General features: G+C 66.2%; 13 protein-coding genes. 5 read left to right on the top strand and 8 right to left on the bottom strand.

Annotated features, from left to right (window positions below; genetic code table 11):
- Window positions 1–54: 54 nt before the first annotated feature.
- On the bottom strand, window positions 55–1,557 hold the full coding sequence (locus FYK34_RS08175; protein WP_149295910.1) for a CoA-acylating methylmalonate-semialdehyde dehydrogenase: 1,503 nt from the start codon (window positions 1,555–1,557) through the stop codon (window positions 55–57).
- A gap of 39 nt (window positions 1,558–1,596) precedes the next feature.
- Complete coding sequence (locus tag FYK34_RS08170; protein WP_149295909.1) at window positions 1,597–2,445, bottom strand: 3-hydroxybutyryl-CoA dehydrogenase; 849 nt, start codon at window positions 2,443–2,445, stop codon at window positions 1,597–1,599.
- 136 nt (window positions 2,446–2,581) lie between these two features.
- Here FYK34_RS08170 and FYK34_RS08165 point away from each other — a divergent pair, with 136 nt between their 5' ends.
- The 3 genes from FYK34_RS08165 (at window position 2,582) to FYK34_RS08155 (ending at window position 6,294) form a co-directional block, all read left to right on the top strand.
- Window positions 2,582–2,989, top strand: a complete 408-nt coding sequence (locus FYK34_RS08165; RefSeq protein ID WP_149295908.1) for a MerR family transcriptional regulator — start codon at window positions 2,582–2,584, stop codon at window positions 2,987–2,989.
- Complete coding sequence (locus tag FYK34_RS08160) at window positions 2,989–4,173, top strand: acetyl-CoA C-acyltransferase (protein ID WP_149295907.1); 1,185 nt, start codon at window positions 2,989–2,991, stop codon at window positions 4,171–4,173. Before FYK34_RS08165 ends, FYK34_RS08160 begins: the two co-directional genes overlap by 1 nt.
- A gap of 171 nt (window positions 4,174–4,344) precedes the next feature.
- Entirely contained in the window at window positions 4,345–6,294 is a 1,950-nt protein-coding gene (locus tag FYK34_RS08155; protein ID WP_149295906.1) for a helicase-related protein, read from the top strand.
- Between the two features lie 82 nt (window positions 6,295–6,376).
- On the opposite strand, the gene FYK34_RS08150 is transcribed toward FYK34_RS08155, so the two are convergent.
- From FYK34_RS08150 to glnE, 6 genes are all read right to left on the bottom strand, one after another.
- Window positions 6,377–7,033, bottom strand: a complete 657-nt coding sequence (locus FYK34_RS08150) for a hypothetical protein (protein ID WP_149295905.1) — start codon at window positions 7,031–7,033, stop codon at window positions 6,377–6,379.
- A 66-nt stretch (window positions 7,034–7,099) separates the two neighbouring features.
- Window positions 7,100–7,648: a TetR/AcrR family transcriptional regulator gene (locus FYK34_RS08145; RefSeq protein WP_231137403.1), complete on the bottom strand. Its 549-nt coding sequence runs from the start codon at window positions 7,646–7,648 to the stop codon at window positions 7,100–7,102.
- A 49-nt stretch (window positions 7,649–7,697) separates the two neighbouring features.
- Window positions 7,698–8,735: a lipopolysaccharide heptosyltransferase II gene (gene waaF / locus FYK34_RS08140; RefSeq protein WP_149295903.1), complete on the bottom strand. Its 1,038-nt coding sequence runs from the start codon at window positions 8,733–8,735 to the stop codon at window positions 7,698–7,700.
- A 114-nt stretch (window positions 8,736–8,849) separates the two neighbouring features.
- A complete protein-coding gene (locus FYK34_RS08135; RefSeq protein ID WP_149295902.1) occupies window positions 8,850–9,050 on the bottom strand; it encodes a zinc-finger domain-containing protein in 201 nt (66 codons plus the stop codon).
- Between the two features lie 98 nt (window positions 9,051–9,148).
- Window positions 9,149–10,072, bottom strand: coding sequence for a branched-chain amino acid transaminase (locus tag FYK34_RS08130; RefSeq protein WP_149295901.1), 924 nt, complete (start codon window positions 10,070–10,072; stop codon window positions 9,149–9,151).
- Window positions 10,073–10,173: 101 nt separating this feature from the next.
- Window positions 10,174–12,858, bottom strand: a complete 2,685-nt coding sequence (glnE, locus tag FYK34_RS08125) for a bifunctional [glutamate--ammonia ligase]-adenylyl-L-tyrosine phosphorylase/[glutamate--ammonia-ligase] adenylyltransferase (RefSeq protein WP_149295900.1) — start codon at window positions 12,856–12,858, stop codon at window positions 10,174–10,176.
- 122 nt (window positions 12,859–12,980) lie between these two features.
- On the opposite strand from glnE, the gene FYK34_RS08120 reads away from it, so the two are divergent.
- Window positions 12,981–16,796, top strand: coding sequence for a YhdP family protein (locus tag FYK34_RS08120; protein WP_149295899.1), 3,816 nt, complete (start codon window positions 12,981–12,983; stop codon window positions 16,794–16,796).
- Window positions 16,793–17,602 carry a carbon-nitrogen hydrolase family protein gene (locus FYK34_RS08115; protein WP_149295898.1) on the top strand — a complete coding sequence of 270 codons (810 nt, stop codon included), beginning with the start codon at window positions 16,793–16,795 and terminating at the stop codon, window positions 17,600–17,602. Before FYK34_RS08120 ends, FYK34_RS08115 begins: the two co-directional genes overlap by 4 nt.
- Window positions 17,603–17,609: the final 7 nt, after the last annotated feature.

The following is a 17,609-nucleotide window of genomic DNA, read 5'->3' as shown; positions in this document are numbered from 1 at the left end:
GCGGGCGGAGCAGGCGGATTGCCCCGCTGACGGGGCGTCCGCCCTACGCGACAATCAGCGCAGCGAGATGGTGGTGTGCACCTTGCCCATGCTCGCCTCGTCGTCGAACCAGCGGCTGGTGACGGTCTTGGTCTGGGTGTAGAAGGCCACCACCTGCTTGCCGTAGGGACCCAAGTCGCCCAGCTTGGACGCGCGGCTGCCGGTGAAGCTGAACAGCGGCACCGGCACCGGGATCGGCACGTTGATGCCCACCTGGCCCACGTCGATGTCTTCCTGGAACTTGCGCGCCGCCGCGCCGCTCTGGGTGAAGATGGCGGTGCCGTTGCCGTTGGGATTGGCATTGATGATGGCGATGGCGTCGTCCAGGGTGTCCGCCGCCATCAGGCACAGCACGGGGCCGAAGATTTCCTGGTGGTAGATGGCCATCTCGGGTTTGACGCCGGAGAAGATGGTGGGGCCGACGAAGTTGCCGTTCTCGAACCCGGCCACCTGCACGCCGCGGCCGTCCAGTTCCAGCTTGGCGCCTTGCTCCACGCCCTTGGCGATCAGGCCTTCCACCCGGTCGCGCGCGGCGCAGGAGATCAGCGGGCCCAGGTCCAGATTGTCCTTGCCGGCGCCCACTTTCAAGCCCTTGGCCTTGGCCACCAGTTCCGGAATCCAGCTTTGCGCCTCGCCCACCAGCACGGCCACGGTCAAGGCCATGCAGCGCTGGCCGGCCGCGCCGAAAGCCGCGCCGGTCAGTTGGTTCAGCGCCTGCTCCTTATTGGCGTCCGGCAGCACGATGGCGTGGTTCTTGGCGCCCATCATGCACTGGGCGCGCTTGCCGCTGAGGGTGGCGCGTTGGTAGACATGGGTGCCTACCTTGGTGGAGCCGACGAAGGACACGGCCTTGATGTCGGGATGGTCGCAGATGGCGTTGACCACGTCGGCCGCGCCATGCACCACGTTCAGCACGCCCTTGGGAATGCCGGCTTGCAGCGCCAGCTCCACCAAGCGCATGGTCACCATCGGGTCTTGTTCGGACGGCTTCAGCACGAAGGTGTTGCCGGTGGCGATGGCCATCGGGAACATCCACAGCGGGATCATGGCCGGGAAGTTGAAGGGGGTGATGCCGGCGCACACGCCCAGCGGCTGCTGCACGGTATAAGTGTCCACGCCGCCGGCTACGTTTTCGGCGTACTCGCCCAGTTGCAGCGTGCCGATATTGGCCGCGTGCTCCACCACTTCCAGGCCGCGGAACACGTCGCCCTCGGCGTCAGCCAGGGTCTTGCCTTGCTCGGCGGTGAGGATGGCGGCCAGCTCCTTCATGTTTTCGCGGATCAGCTGCTGGTATTTCAGGAAGATGCGCGCGCGCGCGCCGATAGGCGTTTTCTTCCAGGTCTTGAACGCTTCCTTGGCGGCGGCCACGGCGGCGTTCACCTCGTCGGCGGTGGCCAGCGGCACGCGCGCCAGCACTTCCTGGGTGGCCGGATTGACGATGTCGCGCCATTCCGTGGTGTGGGAGTCGACGAATTCGCCGCCTATCAACAGCTTGATCTTGGGTACCGACTGGCTCATGGCACTGCCTCCTCTATTTGTGCGGGCTGATGGCGCTGCTCAGTTGTAGCTGTAGAAACCCTTGCCGCTCTTGCGGCCCAGGTGTCCTGCCTGCACCAGCTGCACCAGCAGCGGGCAGGCGCGGTATTTACTGTCGCGGAATTCGCGATGCAGGATGTCCATGATGGACAGACAGGTGTCCAGGCCGATCAGGTCGGCCAGGGCCAGGGGGCCTATCGGGTGGTTCATCCCCAGCTTCATCACGGTATCGATGTCTTCGGCGGTGGCCAGGTTTTCGAACAGCGCGAAGGCGGCTTCGTTGATCATCGGCATCAGGATGCGGTTGGAGACGAAGCCTGCGCCGTCCTTGACCGTCACCGGGGTCTTGCCCAGGGCCTGGGTCAGATGGAATACGGTCTGGTAGGCTTCGTCGCCGGTTTGCAGCGCGCGGATGATTTCCACCAGCTGCATCAGCGGCACCGGGTTCATGAAGTGCATGCCCACCACGCGCTCGGGGTGGCTGACCCAGCTGGCGATGCGGGTGAGGGAGATGGACGAAGTATTGGAGGCCAGCACGCACTTTTCGCCGACGACGGCGGCCAGGTCGCGGAAGATTTTCTCCTTGATCTCGGCGTTTTCGGTGGCGGCTTCCACCACCACGTCGCAGCCGGCCAGGTCGGCCAGCTGGGTGGTGCTGCGGATGTGGGCGAGAATGCCGGCGATATTGGCCTCGGCGATCAGTTCTTTCTTGGCCATGCGCTGCAGGCTGATGTTGATATTGGCCATGCCCTTGACCAGGGCCGCGTCGTTGACGTCGGCCAAGACCACGTCGAAACCCTTCATCGCGAACACCTGGGCGATGCCGTTGCCCATGGTGCCTGCGCCCACCACGCCGATTTTCTGGCTCATCTGGATTCTCCTGGACTGTTTGCTCTACTTTCGCTCACGATAACTTGACGTTTACGTCAACGTCAACAGACAATGAAGTCAAAAGCAAGCGACTGTGGCGCGCGTGGCCGCAGCCGGAAGATCAGGGGACAAACGCATGGGCGAACAGGTTTTCAATATCACCGAACTCGCGCAGGAGTTCGACATCACCACCCGCGCCATCCGCTTCTACGAGGACCAGGGCCTGCTGGAGCCGGCGCGGGCAGGGCAGCGCCGCATCTACAACCGGCGCGACCGGGTGCGGCTGATGCTGATTCTGCGCGGCAAGCGCATCGGCCTGTCCCTGCAGGAGATACGCGAGCTGTTCGCGCTGTACGACGCGGCGCACGATGACGCGCCGCAACTGCAGGAATTCATCCGCATCCTGGCGCGCAAGGAACAGCAGCTGTTGGCGCAGATGGAAGACATCAAGGTGGTGCTGACCGAAATCGGCCAGTTGCGCGGCCAGTGCGAAAAATCGCTGGGCAAGCGCGGCAACGGCCACAACCAAGCAAAGGAGCTGTGATGCAACAACAAGAAATCGTGATCGTGGGCATGGCTCGCACCGCCATGGGCGGCTTCCAGGGCGCGTTGTCCGGCCTGACCGCCAGCCAGCTGGGCGCGGCCGCCATCCGCGCGGCGGTGGAGCGGGCCGGCGTAGCCGCCGGCGATGTGGACGAGGTGATCATGGGCTGCGTGCTGCCGGCAGGCCAGGGCCAGGCGCCTGCGCGCCAGGCGGCGCTGGGCGGCGGCTTGCCCCAGGCCACGCCGTGCACCACCATCAACAAGATGTGCGGCTCCGGCATGAAGGCCATCATGATGGCGCATGACCAGCTGCTGGCAGGCAACGGCAGCGTGCTGCTGGCAGGCGGCATGGAAAGCATGAGCAACGCGCCTTACCTGGTGCCGAAGGCGCGCGGCGGCCTGCGCCTGGGGCACGGCGAAATCAAGGATCACATGTTCCTGGACGGGCTGGAAGACGCCTATCAAAAGGGCACGCTGATGGGCGTGTTCGCAGAGCAGTGCGCCGAGAAATACGGCTTCAGCCGCCAGGACCAGGACGAATTCGCCATTGCCTCCCTGCTGCGCGCGCAGCAGGCGATCCAGGGCGGCCAGTTCAAGGATGAAATCGCGGCGGTGACGGTGCCGGGCCGTGGCGGCGACACCGTGGTGGACACCGACGAGCAGCCGCTGAAGGCCAACCTGGACAAGATTCCGACGCTCAAGCCGGCCTTCAAGAAGGACGGCACCGTGACGCCGGCCAACTCCAGCTCCATTTCCGACGGCGGCGCCGCCCTGGTGCTGATGACGGCGGCCGAGGCGGCCAAACGCGGGCTGCATCCCATCGCCCGCATCGTCGGCCACAGCAGTTTTGCCCACGAGCCGGGCTGGTTCACCACCGCGCCGGTGGGCGCGATGCAGAAACTGTTCGCCAAGACCGGCTGGACGGCGGAGGGCGTGGATCTGTTCGAAATCAACGAGGCTTTCGCCGTGGTGACGATGGCGGCCATGCACGACTTGAAGCTGCCGCACGACAAGGTGAACGTGCACGGCGGCGCCTGTGCGCTGGGCCACCCGATAGGCGCGTCCGGCGCCCGCATCGTGATCTCGCTGCTGTCGGCCTTGAGGCAGCGCGGCGGCAAGCGCGGCGTGGCCAGCCTGTGCATCGGCGGCGGCGAAGCCACCGCGCTGGCGGTGGAACTGATCTAAGTCTTCGTTTTGCTGATCGACGGGGCGCCGGATAGCCGGTGGCCCGTTTGTGTTTGCGCCTTGCTTTGCCGAGGCGCATGACGGATTTTGATAGGGGCGCGTAGCGCTGGCGCGCCGCCGTCCGCTGCTTTATCATCGCCCGCCTTTAGCACAAGAAATACGATAGACGCCATGACAGAACCCATCGACGCCCTGCCGGCTGAAATCCAGCTGGACGATTACCTGGCCGAACACCAGGCCACCATCGTCACCACCGAGGGCAGCCACGCGGTGTCGGTGCATGGCGAGCTGGAGCTGGACGGCCATCGCATTCCTTATCACTTGGTGCCGGACGAGGGCTTCCTCGGCAAGAGCGGCAAATGGCGCAAGCTGTTGCCGGACGATAAGCTTGCCCTGGTCAAGGAACGCTGGAACGAGGCCGCGCGGCTGAAGCTGGAGGCCCAGTTGGCCGCCTGCGCGCGCGAGGTGTTCGCGGTGGACGGCATCGAGCCGCTGCGCGCGCTGAGCGCCTTCATGGCCAAGTACGAGCGCGCCAAAGTGCGCTGCACCATCGCGCTGGACCGGGTGGCTGCCGCGCGCAGCCGGCAGACCGCCGACAAGGCCGCCGCCAAGACGCGCGACGCGGTCAACCTGTCGCGCTACCCGGAATCCTTCGCCACCGCTTACGCGATGCAGCGCCACTTCATCGCTGTATTGGGGCCGACCAACTCCGGCAAGACCCACGCCGCGATGGAACATCTGCAAAAAGCGAAGAGCGGCGTCTATCTGGCGCCGCTGCGCCTGCTGGCGCTGGAAAACTACACCCGGCTGCAGGAGGCCGGCGTGGCGGTCAGCCTGATCACCGGCGAACAGCGCAAGCTGCACCCGGACGCCACCCACGTCGCCAGCACGGTGGAAATGCTGAACCCGGAGCGGCAGGTGGAGGTGGCGGTCATCGACGAAATCCAGTTGCTGGACGATCCGGACCGCGGCGCGGCCTGGACCGCCGCCGTGTGCGGCGTGCCGGCGCAGATGATTTACCTGGTGGGCGCGCCGGAAGCGCGCGAGGCGATAGAATCGCTGGTGGCGCGCGTGGGCGGCACGCTGGAAGTGCGCACGCTGGAGCGCAAGACCGCGCTGCAGATGGATAAGGCGCCGCTGCTGTCCTTGAAGAATCTGAAGCCGGGCGATGTGCTGATCGCCTTTTCGCGGCGCGAGGTGCTGAACTGGCGCGACAAGGTGATCGAGCAGGGGCTGAGCGTGTCGGCCATCTACGGCAATCTGTCGCCGGAAGTGCGCCAGGCCCAGGCCGAGCGCTTCGTCTCCGGCGAAACCCAGGTGGTGGTGGCCACTGACGCCATCGGCATGGGGCTGAATACCCCGGCGCGCCGCATCATCTTCACCACGGCCAGCAAGTGGGACGGCTACGCCGAGGGCATCATCGCCGCGCCGCTGGCCAAGCAGATCGCCGGCCGGGCCGGGCGCTTCGGCAAACATGAAACCGGCTATGTGGCCGGTTTCGACGGACTCACCCACAAGACCATAGGCGCGCTGCTGCGGCAGAAGGCCGAGCCGCTGCCGAACAACGGCTTCTTCGTCGCGCCCAGCCTGAAGTATCTGGAAGCCATTTCCCAGGCGACGGGCGAGGTCAGGCTCAAGGCCTTGCTGGGCCTGTTCGCCAAGCACATCAATGTGCATGACGAATTCTTCCTGCCGGCCAATCTGTCCGACCAGATGGAAAAGGCCGAGTGGCTGGATGCTTTGCCCTTGAGCCTGGCCGACCGCTATACCTTCAGCCTGTGTCCGATTTCCACCAAGATCCCGATGCTGGAGAACGCGCTGCATGACTGGGCCGAACAGCATGCGCGCGGCAAGGCCGCGCCGCTGTTGCGGATGATGGGCACCGGCGGGCGCAATGAGCTGCAATATCTGGAAGACAGTTGCAAGCTGTATGCGGCTTACGCCTGGCTGGGCTACCGGCTGCCGGATACGTTCCCGGATGGCGAGATGGCGCAGTTGTTGATGCAAAGCACGTCGGAGCGCATCGACGCGCTGTTGCAAGTGCAGAACGCGCAAAAGCGCAAGACCGCGCGCGGCGGGGAGGGCGGCAGGCGCAAACCCGGCGCTTGGCGCAAGCGCTGAGCCGGCGGCCTGGCGCAGATGTTCCCCATGCAAGAAGCCCCGCTGCAGCGGGGCTTCTTGCATGGGGCGTCGCGACGCGGACTCAGGCGGTGGCGCTTAGGCCTGGGCTGGTCACGCTGGGCTGCAGCAGGGATTGATTGGCCTGATATTGGGCCACGGCGAGCTGTCCGCTATTGCTGCGTTGCTGCGCCAGCTGCGTTGGCTGGGTGGCCTGAGCGGCTTGCGTCGCGCTTGCCTGCGCGGGCGGGGCGGCTGGCGGCTGGGCGTTGGTTTGCGTCTGGGCCGTGTTTGGCGCGGCGTTTGCCGCTTGCGCAGTCACATTATTGTTGACCGCGTTGTTTGCGGCGTTATTGGCTTCCGCTGGCGTTGGGTTGCCGTTGACGGCCGGCGCGTTTGCCGCCGCCTGCTGCGGTGGCGGATTGGTTGCCAACACGGCCGCGTTGAGGGCGGGAGCGGATGGCTGCCGCGGCGTGGGCGTTGTCGTCTGCGCCGATGGGGCGGCCTGCTGCGTCTGGCGAGTTTGCTGCTGGCTCTGGTTGGCGGCAGCCAGTTGCTGTTGCAGCTGCTGCTCCACGCGCGCGGTATCGGGATTTTGCCGCACGGCCGTCTGGGTGAGCGGCTGGCTGGTGGCTTGTTGCACCGCGGGATGGGCGGTGTCCAGCGACGACTGAACCTGCCGCGTGCTCAACGTCGCATACGGCGGCTGCGTGCTAAAGCCTACGTTGGCGATGTTTGCCATGATTGCAGTCCCAATGATCCTATATCGCTGATATTAGTACAATTTTTGCTGAGCGGCTTGACTTTTTCAAATCTGCTCGATCAGCACCAGCTGCAGCATGTGCTCGGCCAGGGCGTCCACGCCAAGCGCGCCGTCGCGGCGATACCACTGTACCGTCCAGTGCAGGCTGCCCAGCAGGGTGCGGCGCAGCAGGCCCGTGTCGGGCTTCACCAGGCCGGCGGCGGCGGCTTCTTCCAGCACTTGTTGCCATAGCGCTTCATAGCGGTCGCGCAATACCACGAGGCCGGGCTTGGCGGTTTCGGACACGCTGCGCCACTCGTACAGCATCACTTCCAATGCCGCCTGGTTATCGCCCAGCAGCGAATTCAAATGGACGCGGAACAACGCGGCCAGCTTGTCGCGCGGCGTCTTGGCTTCCGCCAGGGCGGCGGCCAGTTGCTCGGTGGTGCTGGTGATGCCCAGCGCCATCACCGCGACCAGAATCTCTTCCTTGGTGCGGAAATGGTAGAACAGGCTGCCGGATTGCATGCCGACGGCGCTGCCCAGGTCGCGCACCGTGGTGCGCTCATAGCCTTGGTCGCGGAACAGCACGGCGGCGGCGCGGATCAGCGCCATGCGGCGATTGTTTTCTTCAGGCGGTTTTGGCGTTTCCACTGGGCTCATGTCAGTCCTGGTCGGAGTGGGCGAGGGCGGGCAGGAGAGTTTGGGCGGCATGCCAGGCCATGTCCGGCTGCATTTTCTCCAGGCAATTGGTATGGCCGTAAGGGCAGCTGCGCTCGAAGCAGGGGCTGCAGTCCAGGTTCAAGGACACGATGGCGGCTCGGTCGGACAGCGGCGGCGTGAAGTCCGGGCTGGATGAGCCGTATAGCGCCACCAGGGGCTTGTCCAGCGCGGCGGCGACGTGCATCAGGCCGGAGTCGTTGCAGACGGCCAGTTCCGTCAGGCCGATCAGGTCTATCGCTTCCTCCAGGCCAGTGGCGCCGCACAGGTTGGCGGCGCAGCCGCTGGACAGCCGGGCGATTTCGTCGCCGATTTCCTTGTCCTTGCCGGAGCCGAACAGCCAGACCGAATAGCCGGCATCGTTGAAGCGGCGGGCCAGCTCGGCGAAGTGGCGCGCGGGCCAGCGTTTGGCCGGGCCGTATTCGGCGCCGGGACAGAAGGCGATGGCGGGGCGCGACAGGTCCAGGCCCAGTTTTTGCGCGACCTGGCGTTGGGTGGCTGGGTCAGTGCTCAGCTGCGGATTGGGGATGGGGCGCGGCAGCGCGGACCGTTTGTCTTCGGCCAGCGCGCAAAAACGCTCCACCATCATCGGCAATTCCTGCTCGTCCAGTTCGCGCGCGTCGTTGAGCAGGCCGTAGCGCGATTCGCCAAGAAAGCCGGTGCGCAGCGGGATGCCGGCGAACAGGGGGATCAGCGCGGACTTCAGCGAATTGGGCAGCACGATGACTTGGTCGAAGTCTTCCTTGGCCAACTGGCGCGCCACTTTCCAGCGCTCGGCGAGGCGCAGCGCGCCGTGGCCGAACGGGTTCAGGTGCGATTGCGCCACTTCCGGCATGCGGGCCAGCAGCGGCAGCGTCCAGGCCGGGGCGAACACATGCAGTTCCAGCTCAGGGTGGCGCTGGTGCAAGCGGCGGTACAGCGGCTGGGCCATCACGCTGTCGCCTACCCAGGACGGGCCGATGACGAGGATTTTCTTTTTCATGCGGGTGCTTCCGGTTCCAAACGCAAGCCGGCTGCGGCAGCGCGGCTTGCGTTTGGCGGCGGCAAGCAAAAAAGGTGTGGCCCAGGCCACACCCTTGGCCGGCTGCGCGGCGGCTTAGTGATGATTGCCTGCCGGGCCGATCAGCTTGTAATGGGTGCCGCAATACGGGCAGAGCGCCTCGCCGGTCTTGTGCACCGGCAGGTAGACGCGGGGGTGGGAGTTCCAGGCCAGCATGTCCGGCATCGGGCAGTGCAGCGGCAGGTCGTGCTGGGTGACTTCGATATAGCGGGCGGTGTTTTCTTTCAGTTCTGCCATGGTCGTTCCTTGTTGCGGCGGGCTTCCGACAAAAACGCCGCCAGCAGGGCGGCCGGTGGGCCGCTCGCTGCTGGCGCGCGAGATGCGGATTGTACCGCTTATTTTACGTAAGTGAGCCAGTGCCGGTGTTCGGCGTCCTGCCCCTTGACGATGCTGAAGTAGCGGCGCTGGATTTCCGTGGTGAGCGGACCGCGGACGCCGTCGCCTATCGGGCGGCGGTCCAGTTCGCGGATCGGGGTCACTTCGGCGGCGGTGCCGGTGAAGAAGGCTTCGTCCGCGCTGTACACTTCGTCGCGGGTGATGCGCTTCTCGATGATCTGCAGGCCCATTTCCTGGGCGATCTGCACCACGGTGTCGCGGGTGATGCCTTCCAGCGCGCTGGTCAGGTCCGGAGTATATAGCTTGCCCTTGCGCACGATGAAGATGTTTTCACCGGAACCTTCGGCCACGAAGCCGTCCACGTCCAGCAGCAGGGCCTCGTCGTAGCCGTCCGCCGTGGCCTCGTTATTGGCCAGGATGGAGTTCATGTAGTTGCCGTTGGCCTTGGCCTTGCACATGGTGATGTTGACGTGGTGGCGGGTGAAGGAACTGGTCTTCACGCGGATGCCTTTTTCCAGGCCTTCGTCGCCCAGGTAGGCGCCCCAGGGCCAGGCGGCCACGATCACGCGCACGTCGTTCTTCATCGGCGCCACGCCCAGCTTGCCGGAGCCGTAGAAGGCCATCGGGCGGAAATAGCAGGACTTCAGGCCGTTGGCCTTCACCACGTCCAGGTGAGCCTGATTGATTTGCTCGGGCGTGAACGGCAGGTTCATGCCCAGAATCTTGGCCGAGCGGAACAGCCGCGCGGTGTGGTCCTCAAGGCGGAAGATGGCAGGGCCGTCGGCGGTTTCATAGGCGCGCACGCCCTCGAACACGCCCATGCCGTAGTGCAGGGTGTGGGTGAGGACGTGGGTGGTGGCGTCGCGCCAGTCCACCAGCTTGCCGTCATACCAGATATATCCGTCTCGATCAGCCATCGACATCTTGGTTCTCTCCTGTTGTTGTGCGGGGGCGGCGGCGGGCGGGCCCGCGCCTGCTTGACGGAGCAGTGTATACCGCGGCTTGCGGCTTTGTGAACCCGGGCTCAGGAAAAATCGAGCGCTTGCTCGAAAACCTGTTGCCAGAGTTTCCTTCCTTGCGCATAGGCCGCGCGCAACGCTGCGTCCACCTCCACCATTTTCCTGTCATTGAGCCGCGCGGCGTGCTGCAGCCGGCGATACAGGCGATAGGCGTCGCGGGTGGCGTCGGCCAGCTCGCCGTCGATCAGGCCGGCTGCGGCGCCCACGGCCAACAGCGCGATATTGCCGGTGTTGCCGGTCAAGGCGGGAAGGTGGTGAGCATGGGCCAGGATCAGATACTGGACGATGAATTCGATGTCTATGATGCCGCCGCGCGCGTTCTTGACATCGCCGTCCTGCGCCGGGTGGCTGTCCAGCATGCGCTGGCGCATGGCCAGCACCTCCTCGCGCAGCTTGGCCGGATCGCGGCGCAGGGTCAGGATGGCGTGGCGCTCGGCTTCGAATTGCGCGCCGATGTCGGCGTCGCCGGCGACGAATCGGGCCCGGGTCAGCGCCTGGTGCTCCCAGGCCCAGGCCTGGGTTTCCTGATACTGGCGGAAGGCGGAGAGCGAGCTGACCAGGAGGCCGCTGGCGCCGTTGGGGCGCAGCCTGAGGTCGATGTCGTACAGCACGCCGGCGGCGGTGGCGCTGGTCAGCCAGGTGGACAGTTTGCGCGCCAGGCGCGAGTAAAGATCCGGCGCGTCCGGGTGTGGGTCGTCGTACAGGAAGATGATGTCGAGGTCGGAGGCGTAGCCCAGCTCCTTGCCGCCCAGCTTGCCGTAGCCGATCACGGCGAAGCGCGGCGTATCGGTGTGGCGCGAGGGGATGTCTCGCCAGGCGTGGCGCACCGCGGCGTCCAGCACCAGGTCGGCCAGCCGCGACAGCTCGTCGGACAGCGCTTCCAGCGTCCACATGCCGGCCAGGTCCTGCGCCACCAGACGGAAGGTTTGCGCGTGCTGGAAGTGGCGCAGGGCGTCCATTTTGGCCTCCACGTCGCCGTCGGCCTGCGCCAGCAAGGCCTCCAGCTGGCCGGCCAGCTGCGGCCAGTCCGGCGCGGCGTACAGCACGCGCACGTCCAGCAGCTCGTCCAGCAGGATGGGGTGGCGGCTGAGGTAGGCCGATACCCAGGCGCTGGCGGAATACAGCGAGGCCAGCCGTTGCAGCGTTTGGGGGTATTCGGTCAGCAGCGCCAGGTAGGAGGCGCGGCGGCTGATGGCCTCCATCAGGCCGATGATGCGCGCGAGCGTGTCGTCGGCGTTGGGAAAGCGCGAGGCCACTTCGATCAGCGCCGGCATCAGCGCGTCCAGCTTCTTGCGGCCGGCCAGCGGCATTTGCAGATAGCGCTGGCTCTGCGCCAGGCCCTTGAGCTGGCGCGAGACGGCCGCCGGATCGGCATAGCCGAGTTCGGCCAGTTTCTGCTCCGGGGCCTGCTCGGCCACGTCCAGCCACAGTTCGGCCAGCGGGTGGCCGGGACTGTCTTCCGTGGGCAGGATGAAGACCTGTTCGAAGCGGCGGCTGACCTTGCCTCTGACCTCGTTCAGCGCCGGCAGGAAGGCTTCCCAGCTAGAGTAGCCCATGCTGGCGGCGATCTTCTGCCGCGTGTCCGGCGCGGCGGGCAGGGTTTGCGTCTGCTGGTCGTCCAGATATTGCAGGCGGTGCTCCAGATTGCGCAGGAAGGCGTACGACGCTTGCAGCTCCGCCACGGCGGCCGGCTCCAGCAGGCGCAGCGCGGCCAGCCGGTCCAGCGTGGCGCGGGTGCCGCGCAGCTGCAGGGTGCGGTCGCGGCCGCCGCGTATCAGCTGGAAGACCTGGGCGATGAATTCCACCTCGCGGATGCCGCCGGGACCGAGCTTGATATTGTCCGCCATGTCGCGGCGGGCCACTTCGCGGCGGATTTGCGCATGCAGCTCGCGCATCGCGCCATAGGCGTTGTAGTCGAGGTATTTGCGGTAGACGAAGGGGCGCACCAGTTGGTTCAGCGCCTCGGCGTCGCCGGTCAGTACCTTGGCCTTGATCCAGGCGTAGCGCTCCCATTCGCGGCCCTGGGACAGCAGGTAATTTTCCAGCGCGGCCAGGCTCATCACCAGCGGGCCGGAATCGCCATAGGGGCGCAGCCGCATGTCCACGCGGAATACCTGGCCGTCCGGCGTGAGGTCGTTGAGCAGGGCGATCAGCCGTTTGCCGACCTGGGTGAAATATTCATGGTTGCTGATGCGGCGCGCGCCGTCGGTTTCGCCGCCCTCGGGGTAGATGAAGATCAGGTCGATGTCGGAGCTGACGTTCAGTTCGCCGCCGCCCAGCTTGCCCATGCCGACGACGATCAGCTGCTGCCGCTCGCCGCTGTCTTCGCCTATGGGCTGGCCGTACTGGCTCAGCGAGGCGGTGGCGCAGGCCAGGGCTTGGCGCACGGCGAACTCGGCCAGTTGGCTGATGCTGGCCATCACCTCGTCCAGCGTGGCCAGGCCGTTCAAGTCGCGGCTGATCAGCCGCGCCATCACCGCTTGGCGCAGCTGCCGCAGCGCGGGCGCTTGTTGTTCGGGCGAGGGCAGGGCCGGCCAGTCGGCGAAGGCCTGCATCTCCTCCAGGGTGAAGGGCTGCGCCAGCCGGGTTTCCAGTCGCGCCCGCTCCTGCGGCCGGGCAGCCAGCAGGCGGTGCAGATATTGGGAAAACTCACTGCTGCGGGCAATGGCATCACTCGTGTTTGCTGGCATAATGGCTCCGACGGCTTGGCGCGCGCGGCATACGCTGCGGCGCCGAGGGGCAGGCAGCAGCCGGTTTCGCGCCGTATTTCTCACAGTGCCATTGTAATGGTTTGCCATCGTTGAAAAAGCCCTTGTCGCCGTTGTCTCATATTCATGTGCTGCGCTTGCTGAAGCGCGGCATCTTCCTGTTGGCCATGGCGCTTGCCGCCGGCGCCGCCGCGCTGTGCGCGGCTTTCTGCGTTTTCACTTTCTGGCTGCTGCCGCGGCTGGACCAATACCGCCCGCAGCTGGAGCAGAGCCTGTCCGCCGCGCTGGGCCATCGCGTTGCCATCGGCAAGCTGACGGGGCATTGGCTGGAGTTGGCGCCGCAGTTCGAGCTGCGCGACGTGTCCATCGCCAACCCGGTGTCGGGGCAGGCGCTGACGCTGAGCGCGGTGGCGGTGCAGCCATCGTGGACTTCGCTGCTGGCGCGTGAGCCGCGCCTGTCCGTGCTGGCGGATGGCCCGGCGGTGGAGCTGCGCCGCGGCGCGGATGGCGCCATCTATCTGAACGGCTTCGACTTGAGCAGCGGCGCCTCGCACGACAACACGCTGGGCAATTGGCTGCTGCGCCAGCCGGCGCTGGAAATCCGCAATGCGAGGCTGAGCTGGGTGGACGAACGCCTGGGTTTGCCGCGGCTGGATTTGAAACAGGGCCGGCTACTGCTGGAGCGCACCCTGCTGGGGCATAAGCTGCAGCTGTCGGGCGTGCCTGCAGTCTCGCTGGGCAAGGGATTCGAGCTGAGCGCCGGCTGGCGCGGCGACGACATTGAGCACTGGCAGGATTGGTCCGGCTCGCTGAAGGTGGCGCTGAACGGCGCGCGCGCCAGTGTCTGGTCGCGCTATATGCGCGACTTGGGCGTGCTGCGCAGCGGCGAGGGCGACGGCACGCTGGAGATGTCGTTTGCCGATGGCGCCGTGAGCAGCCTGCGCGCGGACGTCAGCGTGCGCGACGCGGCCTACACGCCGCCCAGCTCGCGCGAGCTGGTGTTGCCGCAATTGAGCGGCAAGCTGCAGCTGGACCGCCAAGCCGATGGTAGCTACCGCATCGCGGCCAGCGACCTGACCCTGGCCAGCGCCGCAGGCCTGGCCTTCGACAAGTCCACGATCCAGGGCCAATGGCGCCCTGGTCCGCAGGGCGGCGGCGAACTGACGTTGGACAATGTCGATGTCGGCAACCTGAATCCCTTCATTCATGCCCTGGGCGTGGATGAGAATCCCTTGTTCGCCCGCTTTGCCCCGCGCGGCGCGCTGCACGGCCTGACCGTGGGCTGGCAAGGCGCGGTGGAGGCGCCGCACAGCTTCAAACTGAAGTCTCGCTTCGAGCGGCTGGCCTGGCAGCCTTTCGGCGACTTGCCGGGCGTTTCCGGCGTGTCGGGCAGCGTGGCCTTCGATGAGCATGGGGGCAAGCTGCTGTTGCAGACCGGCAAGTCCGAGGTGGTGTACCCGGAAGTGTTCGCGCACAGCCTGGATTTTGATCAACTGGCCGCCGACGTCGAATGGCGGCAGGGAGCCGATACGCTGGACATCGCCCTGCGCAAGGTGGCTTTCGCCAATGCCGATCTCAGCGGCGCGGTGAGCGGCAGTTATCGCTATGCCGGGGGCGGCGCCGGCGTCATCGACCTTGACGGCACGGTGAGCCAGGTCAAGGCCGCGCGCATTCCGGCCTACCTGCCGCACCAGGTGGGCGAGCGCACCACGGCCTGGTTGCGCAAGGCGCTGCTGGACGGCGTGGCGAAGAACATCGTGCTGAAGCTGAAGGGCGATCTGGACCGTTTCCCCTTCCCGGGCGGCCAGGGCGGCGAATTCCGGGTCGAGGCCGATATCGAGAAAGCCAAACTGCTGTATGAGCCGGGATGGCCGACCATAGACGACATCGACGCCAAACTGCGCTTCCATAACGCCGGCCTGCAGGTGCTGGGGCGGCGCGCCGCCACCGTGGGCGTGCCCCTGCGCGAGGTGACGGCAAGCATAGACGAGCTAGGCGCCGACGCGCCGGTGCTCAAGATCGACGGCCGCGTGCAGGATGCGCTGCAGCGCATGCTGGTTTTTGTCGAGAAGAGCCCGGTGGATGGCTGGTTGGATGGCTTCACCCGCCAGATACAGGCGGAGGGCGAGGCCGGGCTCAAGCTGCAGTTGAGCGTGCCCTTGGCGGGCGAGGCTTCTACGCGAGTGCGCGGCGATCTGGAATTCAAGCGAAATGCCCTGCAGTTCAAGAATCTTCCTCTGCCGCCGCTGGACGCGGTGCAAGGCGTGCTGACCTTCACCGAGCGCGGCGTGGACAGCAAGGGTTTGAATGTGCATGCCTTCGGCGGCCCGCTGCTGCTGAGCGCCCATACCGGCAGCGACAAGCGCATGCGTTTCGAGGTGGGCGGCGAGGTGGATGGCAAGGCCTTGCTGCGCCAGTATCTGCCCATGGTTGAGCCTTTGGCGGACGGGCGGACGCGCGTGAACGGGCGCTTCGTGGTCAGGAGCGGCCTGGAGAGCCTGCAGCTGGACAGCAGTCTGCAAGGATTGACGCTGGATGCGCCGGCGCCGCTGGGCAAGCGCGCCGGCGACGCCTTGCCCCTGCAATTGCAGTTGCAGCCCGCCGGGCGCCTGGGCGGCATGCGCTTGGACTTTGGCCTGGGCGACGCGCTCAGCGGCAAGCTGAGGCTGGATCCGCATGGAGAGCTGCAGAGCGCGGCGGTGGGCCTGGGCCGAAAGCCGGGCGAGTGGCCCGCCGGCGGACTGGCCTTCCGCGCCCAGCTGCCCAAGGTGAACCTCGATGACTGGTGGCAGCGCTTGTCGCGCCTGGCCTTGCCTTCCAGCGGCGGCAGCGTGCCCCTGCAACTGGAATTGAATACGCCGGAATTGGGCCTGGCCGGTTTCATGCTGCACCAAGTGGAAGCCCGGCTGTCCAACGACGGACAGAGCAGCGCATGGGACATGGACTTGCGCTCGCGCGAGGCAGCCGGCACGGGCAGCTACCGTCTGGCTGGCGGGGGGGAGCTGCAGGCCAGCCTGGATAGGCTGTCGCTGAGCTGGCCCTTGCGCAGCGGCGCGGAGGCGTCGGGCAGCCTGATGCAGCAGCAATTGCCGGCGATGAGGCTGCATATCGGCGAGCTGTCACTGCAGGGGCGCAAGATCGGCCAGCTGGAGATGACGGCGAAGCGGGAAGGCAGCGTCTGGAATATGGACCCCTTGCGGCTGAGCGCGCCCGAAGGGGTGCTGGCCGGCAGCGCGCGCGTGGACGAGCAGGGGGCGGGCAAGGTGGAAAGCCGCTTCTCGCTGGATGTGTCCAATGCGGGCAAGCTGCTGGACCGTTTCGGCCTGGTGGATGTGTTCCGCAATGGCCAGGGCAATCTGAGCGGCCAGCTGAGCTGGCCGGGCGGGCTGAGCGATCTGGATGCGACCCATCTGTCTGGACAAATGGCGCTGGACTTCAAGAACGGCCGCTTCGCCAAGGCCGATCCCGGTGTGGCGCGGCTTTTGGGCGTGCTCAGCCTGCAATCGCTGCCACGGCGCATACGGCTGGATTTCACCGATGTCTTCAGCGACGGCTTCGCCTTTGATACCCTGCAAGGCAAAGCCAGCGTGCGCGACGGCGTATTCCGCTCGGACAAGGTGGAGATGAAGAGTCCGGCGGCAGAAGTCAGCCTTGCCGGCAGCGTGGACTTGGCGCATGAGACGCAGGCGCTGCAAGTGAAGGTGGTGCCGCATGTCGCGGAGAGCGTGGCGCTGGCGGCCGGCGCCGCGCTGCTCAATCCGGTGATCGGCATCGCCGCGCTGGCGGCGCAGAAAGTGTTGCAGGACCCGGTGGGCAAGATTTTGACGCTTGAATATGCCGTGACCGGTTCGCTGAAGGATCCCCTGGTGAAGCGAGTCAATAGCGGCGAGCCGGCGAAAAACAAAGGAAAAAAACCATGAAGCAGAAGTTCATCGCCGCATCGGTGCAGATGGTGTCGACTTGCGACGTGGCGGCCAATCTGGCGAAGGCGGACCCGCTGCTGGGCGAGGCCGCCGCGCGCGGCGCCAGCCTGGCCGTGCTGCCGGAGTATTTTTGCCTGATGGGGGCCAAGGACACCGACAAGGTGGCAGTGTGCGAGCCCTTTGGCGACGGTCCCATCCAGCAGGCCCTGTCCGACATGGCGCGCCGCCACGGCCTGTGGCTGCTGGGCGGTACGGTGCCTTTGCAGTGCGAGGACGCGGACAAGGTGTACAACACCAGTCTGCTCCTCAATCCGGCGGGCGAAACGGTGGCGCGTTATGACAAGATCCACCTGTTCGGTTTTACCGGGCAGGGCGAGAGCTATTGCGAGTCCAATACCATCCGCCCGGGCCAGGCGCCGATCAAGGCGGAAACGCCGCTGGCCGACATCGCGCTGGGCATCTGCTACGATTTGCGTTTCCCCGAGCTGTTCCGCCTGCTGGCGCCGTTCGACCTGTTGATCCTGCCGGCGGCGTTCACCGCCACCACCGGCCAGGCGCATTGGGAGCCGCTGCTGCGGGCGCGGGCCATAGAAAACCAATGCTATCTGATTGCCTCCGCTCAGGGCGGCAGGCATGAAAATGGCCGGCAGACGCACGGCCACTCCATGATCATCGATCCCTGGGGGCGCATCCTGGCCCAGTTGCCCGGCGGCGAGGGCGTGATTGCCGCCGAGATCGATCCCGAACTGATCCACTCGGTGCGCACCGGCCTGCCGGCGCTGGCGCATCGGGTCATACGCTGAAAGAACC

Source organism: Chromobacterium paludis, assembly GCF_008275125.1.
Taxonomy (GTDB): Bacteria; Pseudomonadota; Gammaproteobacteria; order Burkholderiales; family Chromobacteriaceae; genus Chromobacterium; species Chromobacterium paludis.
This window is presented reverse-complemented; position numbering and strand designations above follow the sequence as displayed.

What these genes read in the sequence shown, in the direction of transcription:
- FYK34_RS08155 (WP_149295906.1), top strand. Translation starts at nt 4,345, where the DNA reads ATGACAGAACCCATCGACGCCCTGCCGGCTGAAATCCAGCTGGACGAT.
- FYK34_RS08160 (WP_149295907.1), top strand. Translation starts at nt 2,989, where the DNA reads ATGCAACAACAAGAAATCGTGATCGTGGGCATGGCTCGCACCGCCATG.
- glnE (WP_149295900.1), bottom strand. Translation starts at nt 12,858, where the DNA reads ATGCCAGCAAACACGAGTGATGCCATTGCCCGCAGCAGTGAGTTTTCC.
- FYK34_RS08135 (WP_149295902.1), bottom strand. Translation starts at nt 9,050, where the DNA reads ATGGCAGAACTGAAAGAAAACACCGCCCGCTATATCGAAGTCACCCAG.
- FYK34_RS08165 (WP_149295908.1), top strand. Translation starts at nt 2,582, where the DNA reads ATGGGCGAACAGGTTTTCAATATCACCGAACTCGCGCAGGAGTTCGAC.
- FYK34_RS08175 (WP_149295910.1), bottom strand. Translation starts at nt 1,557, where the DNA reads ATGAGCCAGTCGGTACCCAAGATCAAGCTGTTGATAGGCGGCGAATTC.
- FYK34_RS08130 (WP_149295901.1), bottom strand. Translation starts at nt 10,072, where the DNA reads ATGTCGATGGCTGATCGAGACGGATATATCTGGTATGACGGCAAGCTG.
- FYK34_RS08115 (WP_149295898.1), top strand. Translation starts at nt 16,793, where the DNA reads ATGAAGCAGAAGTTCATCGCCGCATCGGTGCAGATGGTGTCGACTTGC.
- FYK34_RS08145 (WP_231137403.1), bottom strand. Translation starts at nt 7,648, where the DNA reads ATGGCGCTGATCCGCGCCGCCGCCGTGCTGTTCCGCGACCAAGGCTAT.
- waaF (WP_149295903.1), bottom strand. Translation starts at nt 8,735, where the DNA reads ATGAAAAAGAAAATCCTCGTCATCGGCCCGTCCTGGGTAGGCGACAGC.
- FYK34_RS08150 (WP_149295905.1), bottom strand. Translation starts at nt 7,033, where the DNA reads ATGGCAAACATCGCCAACGTAGGCTTTAGCACGCAGCCGCCGTATGCG.
- FYK34_RS08170 (WP_149295909.1), bottom strand. Translation starts at nt 2,445, where the DNA reads ATGAGCCAGAAAATCGGCGTGGTGGGCGCAGGCACCATGGGCAACGGC.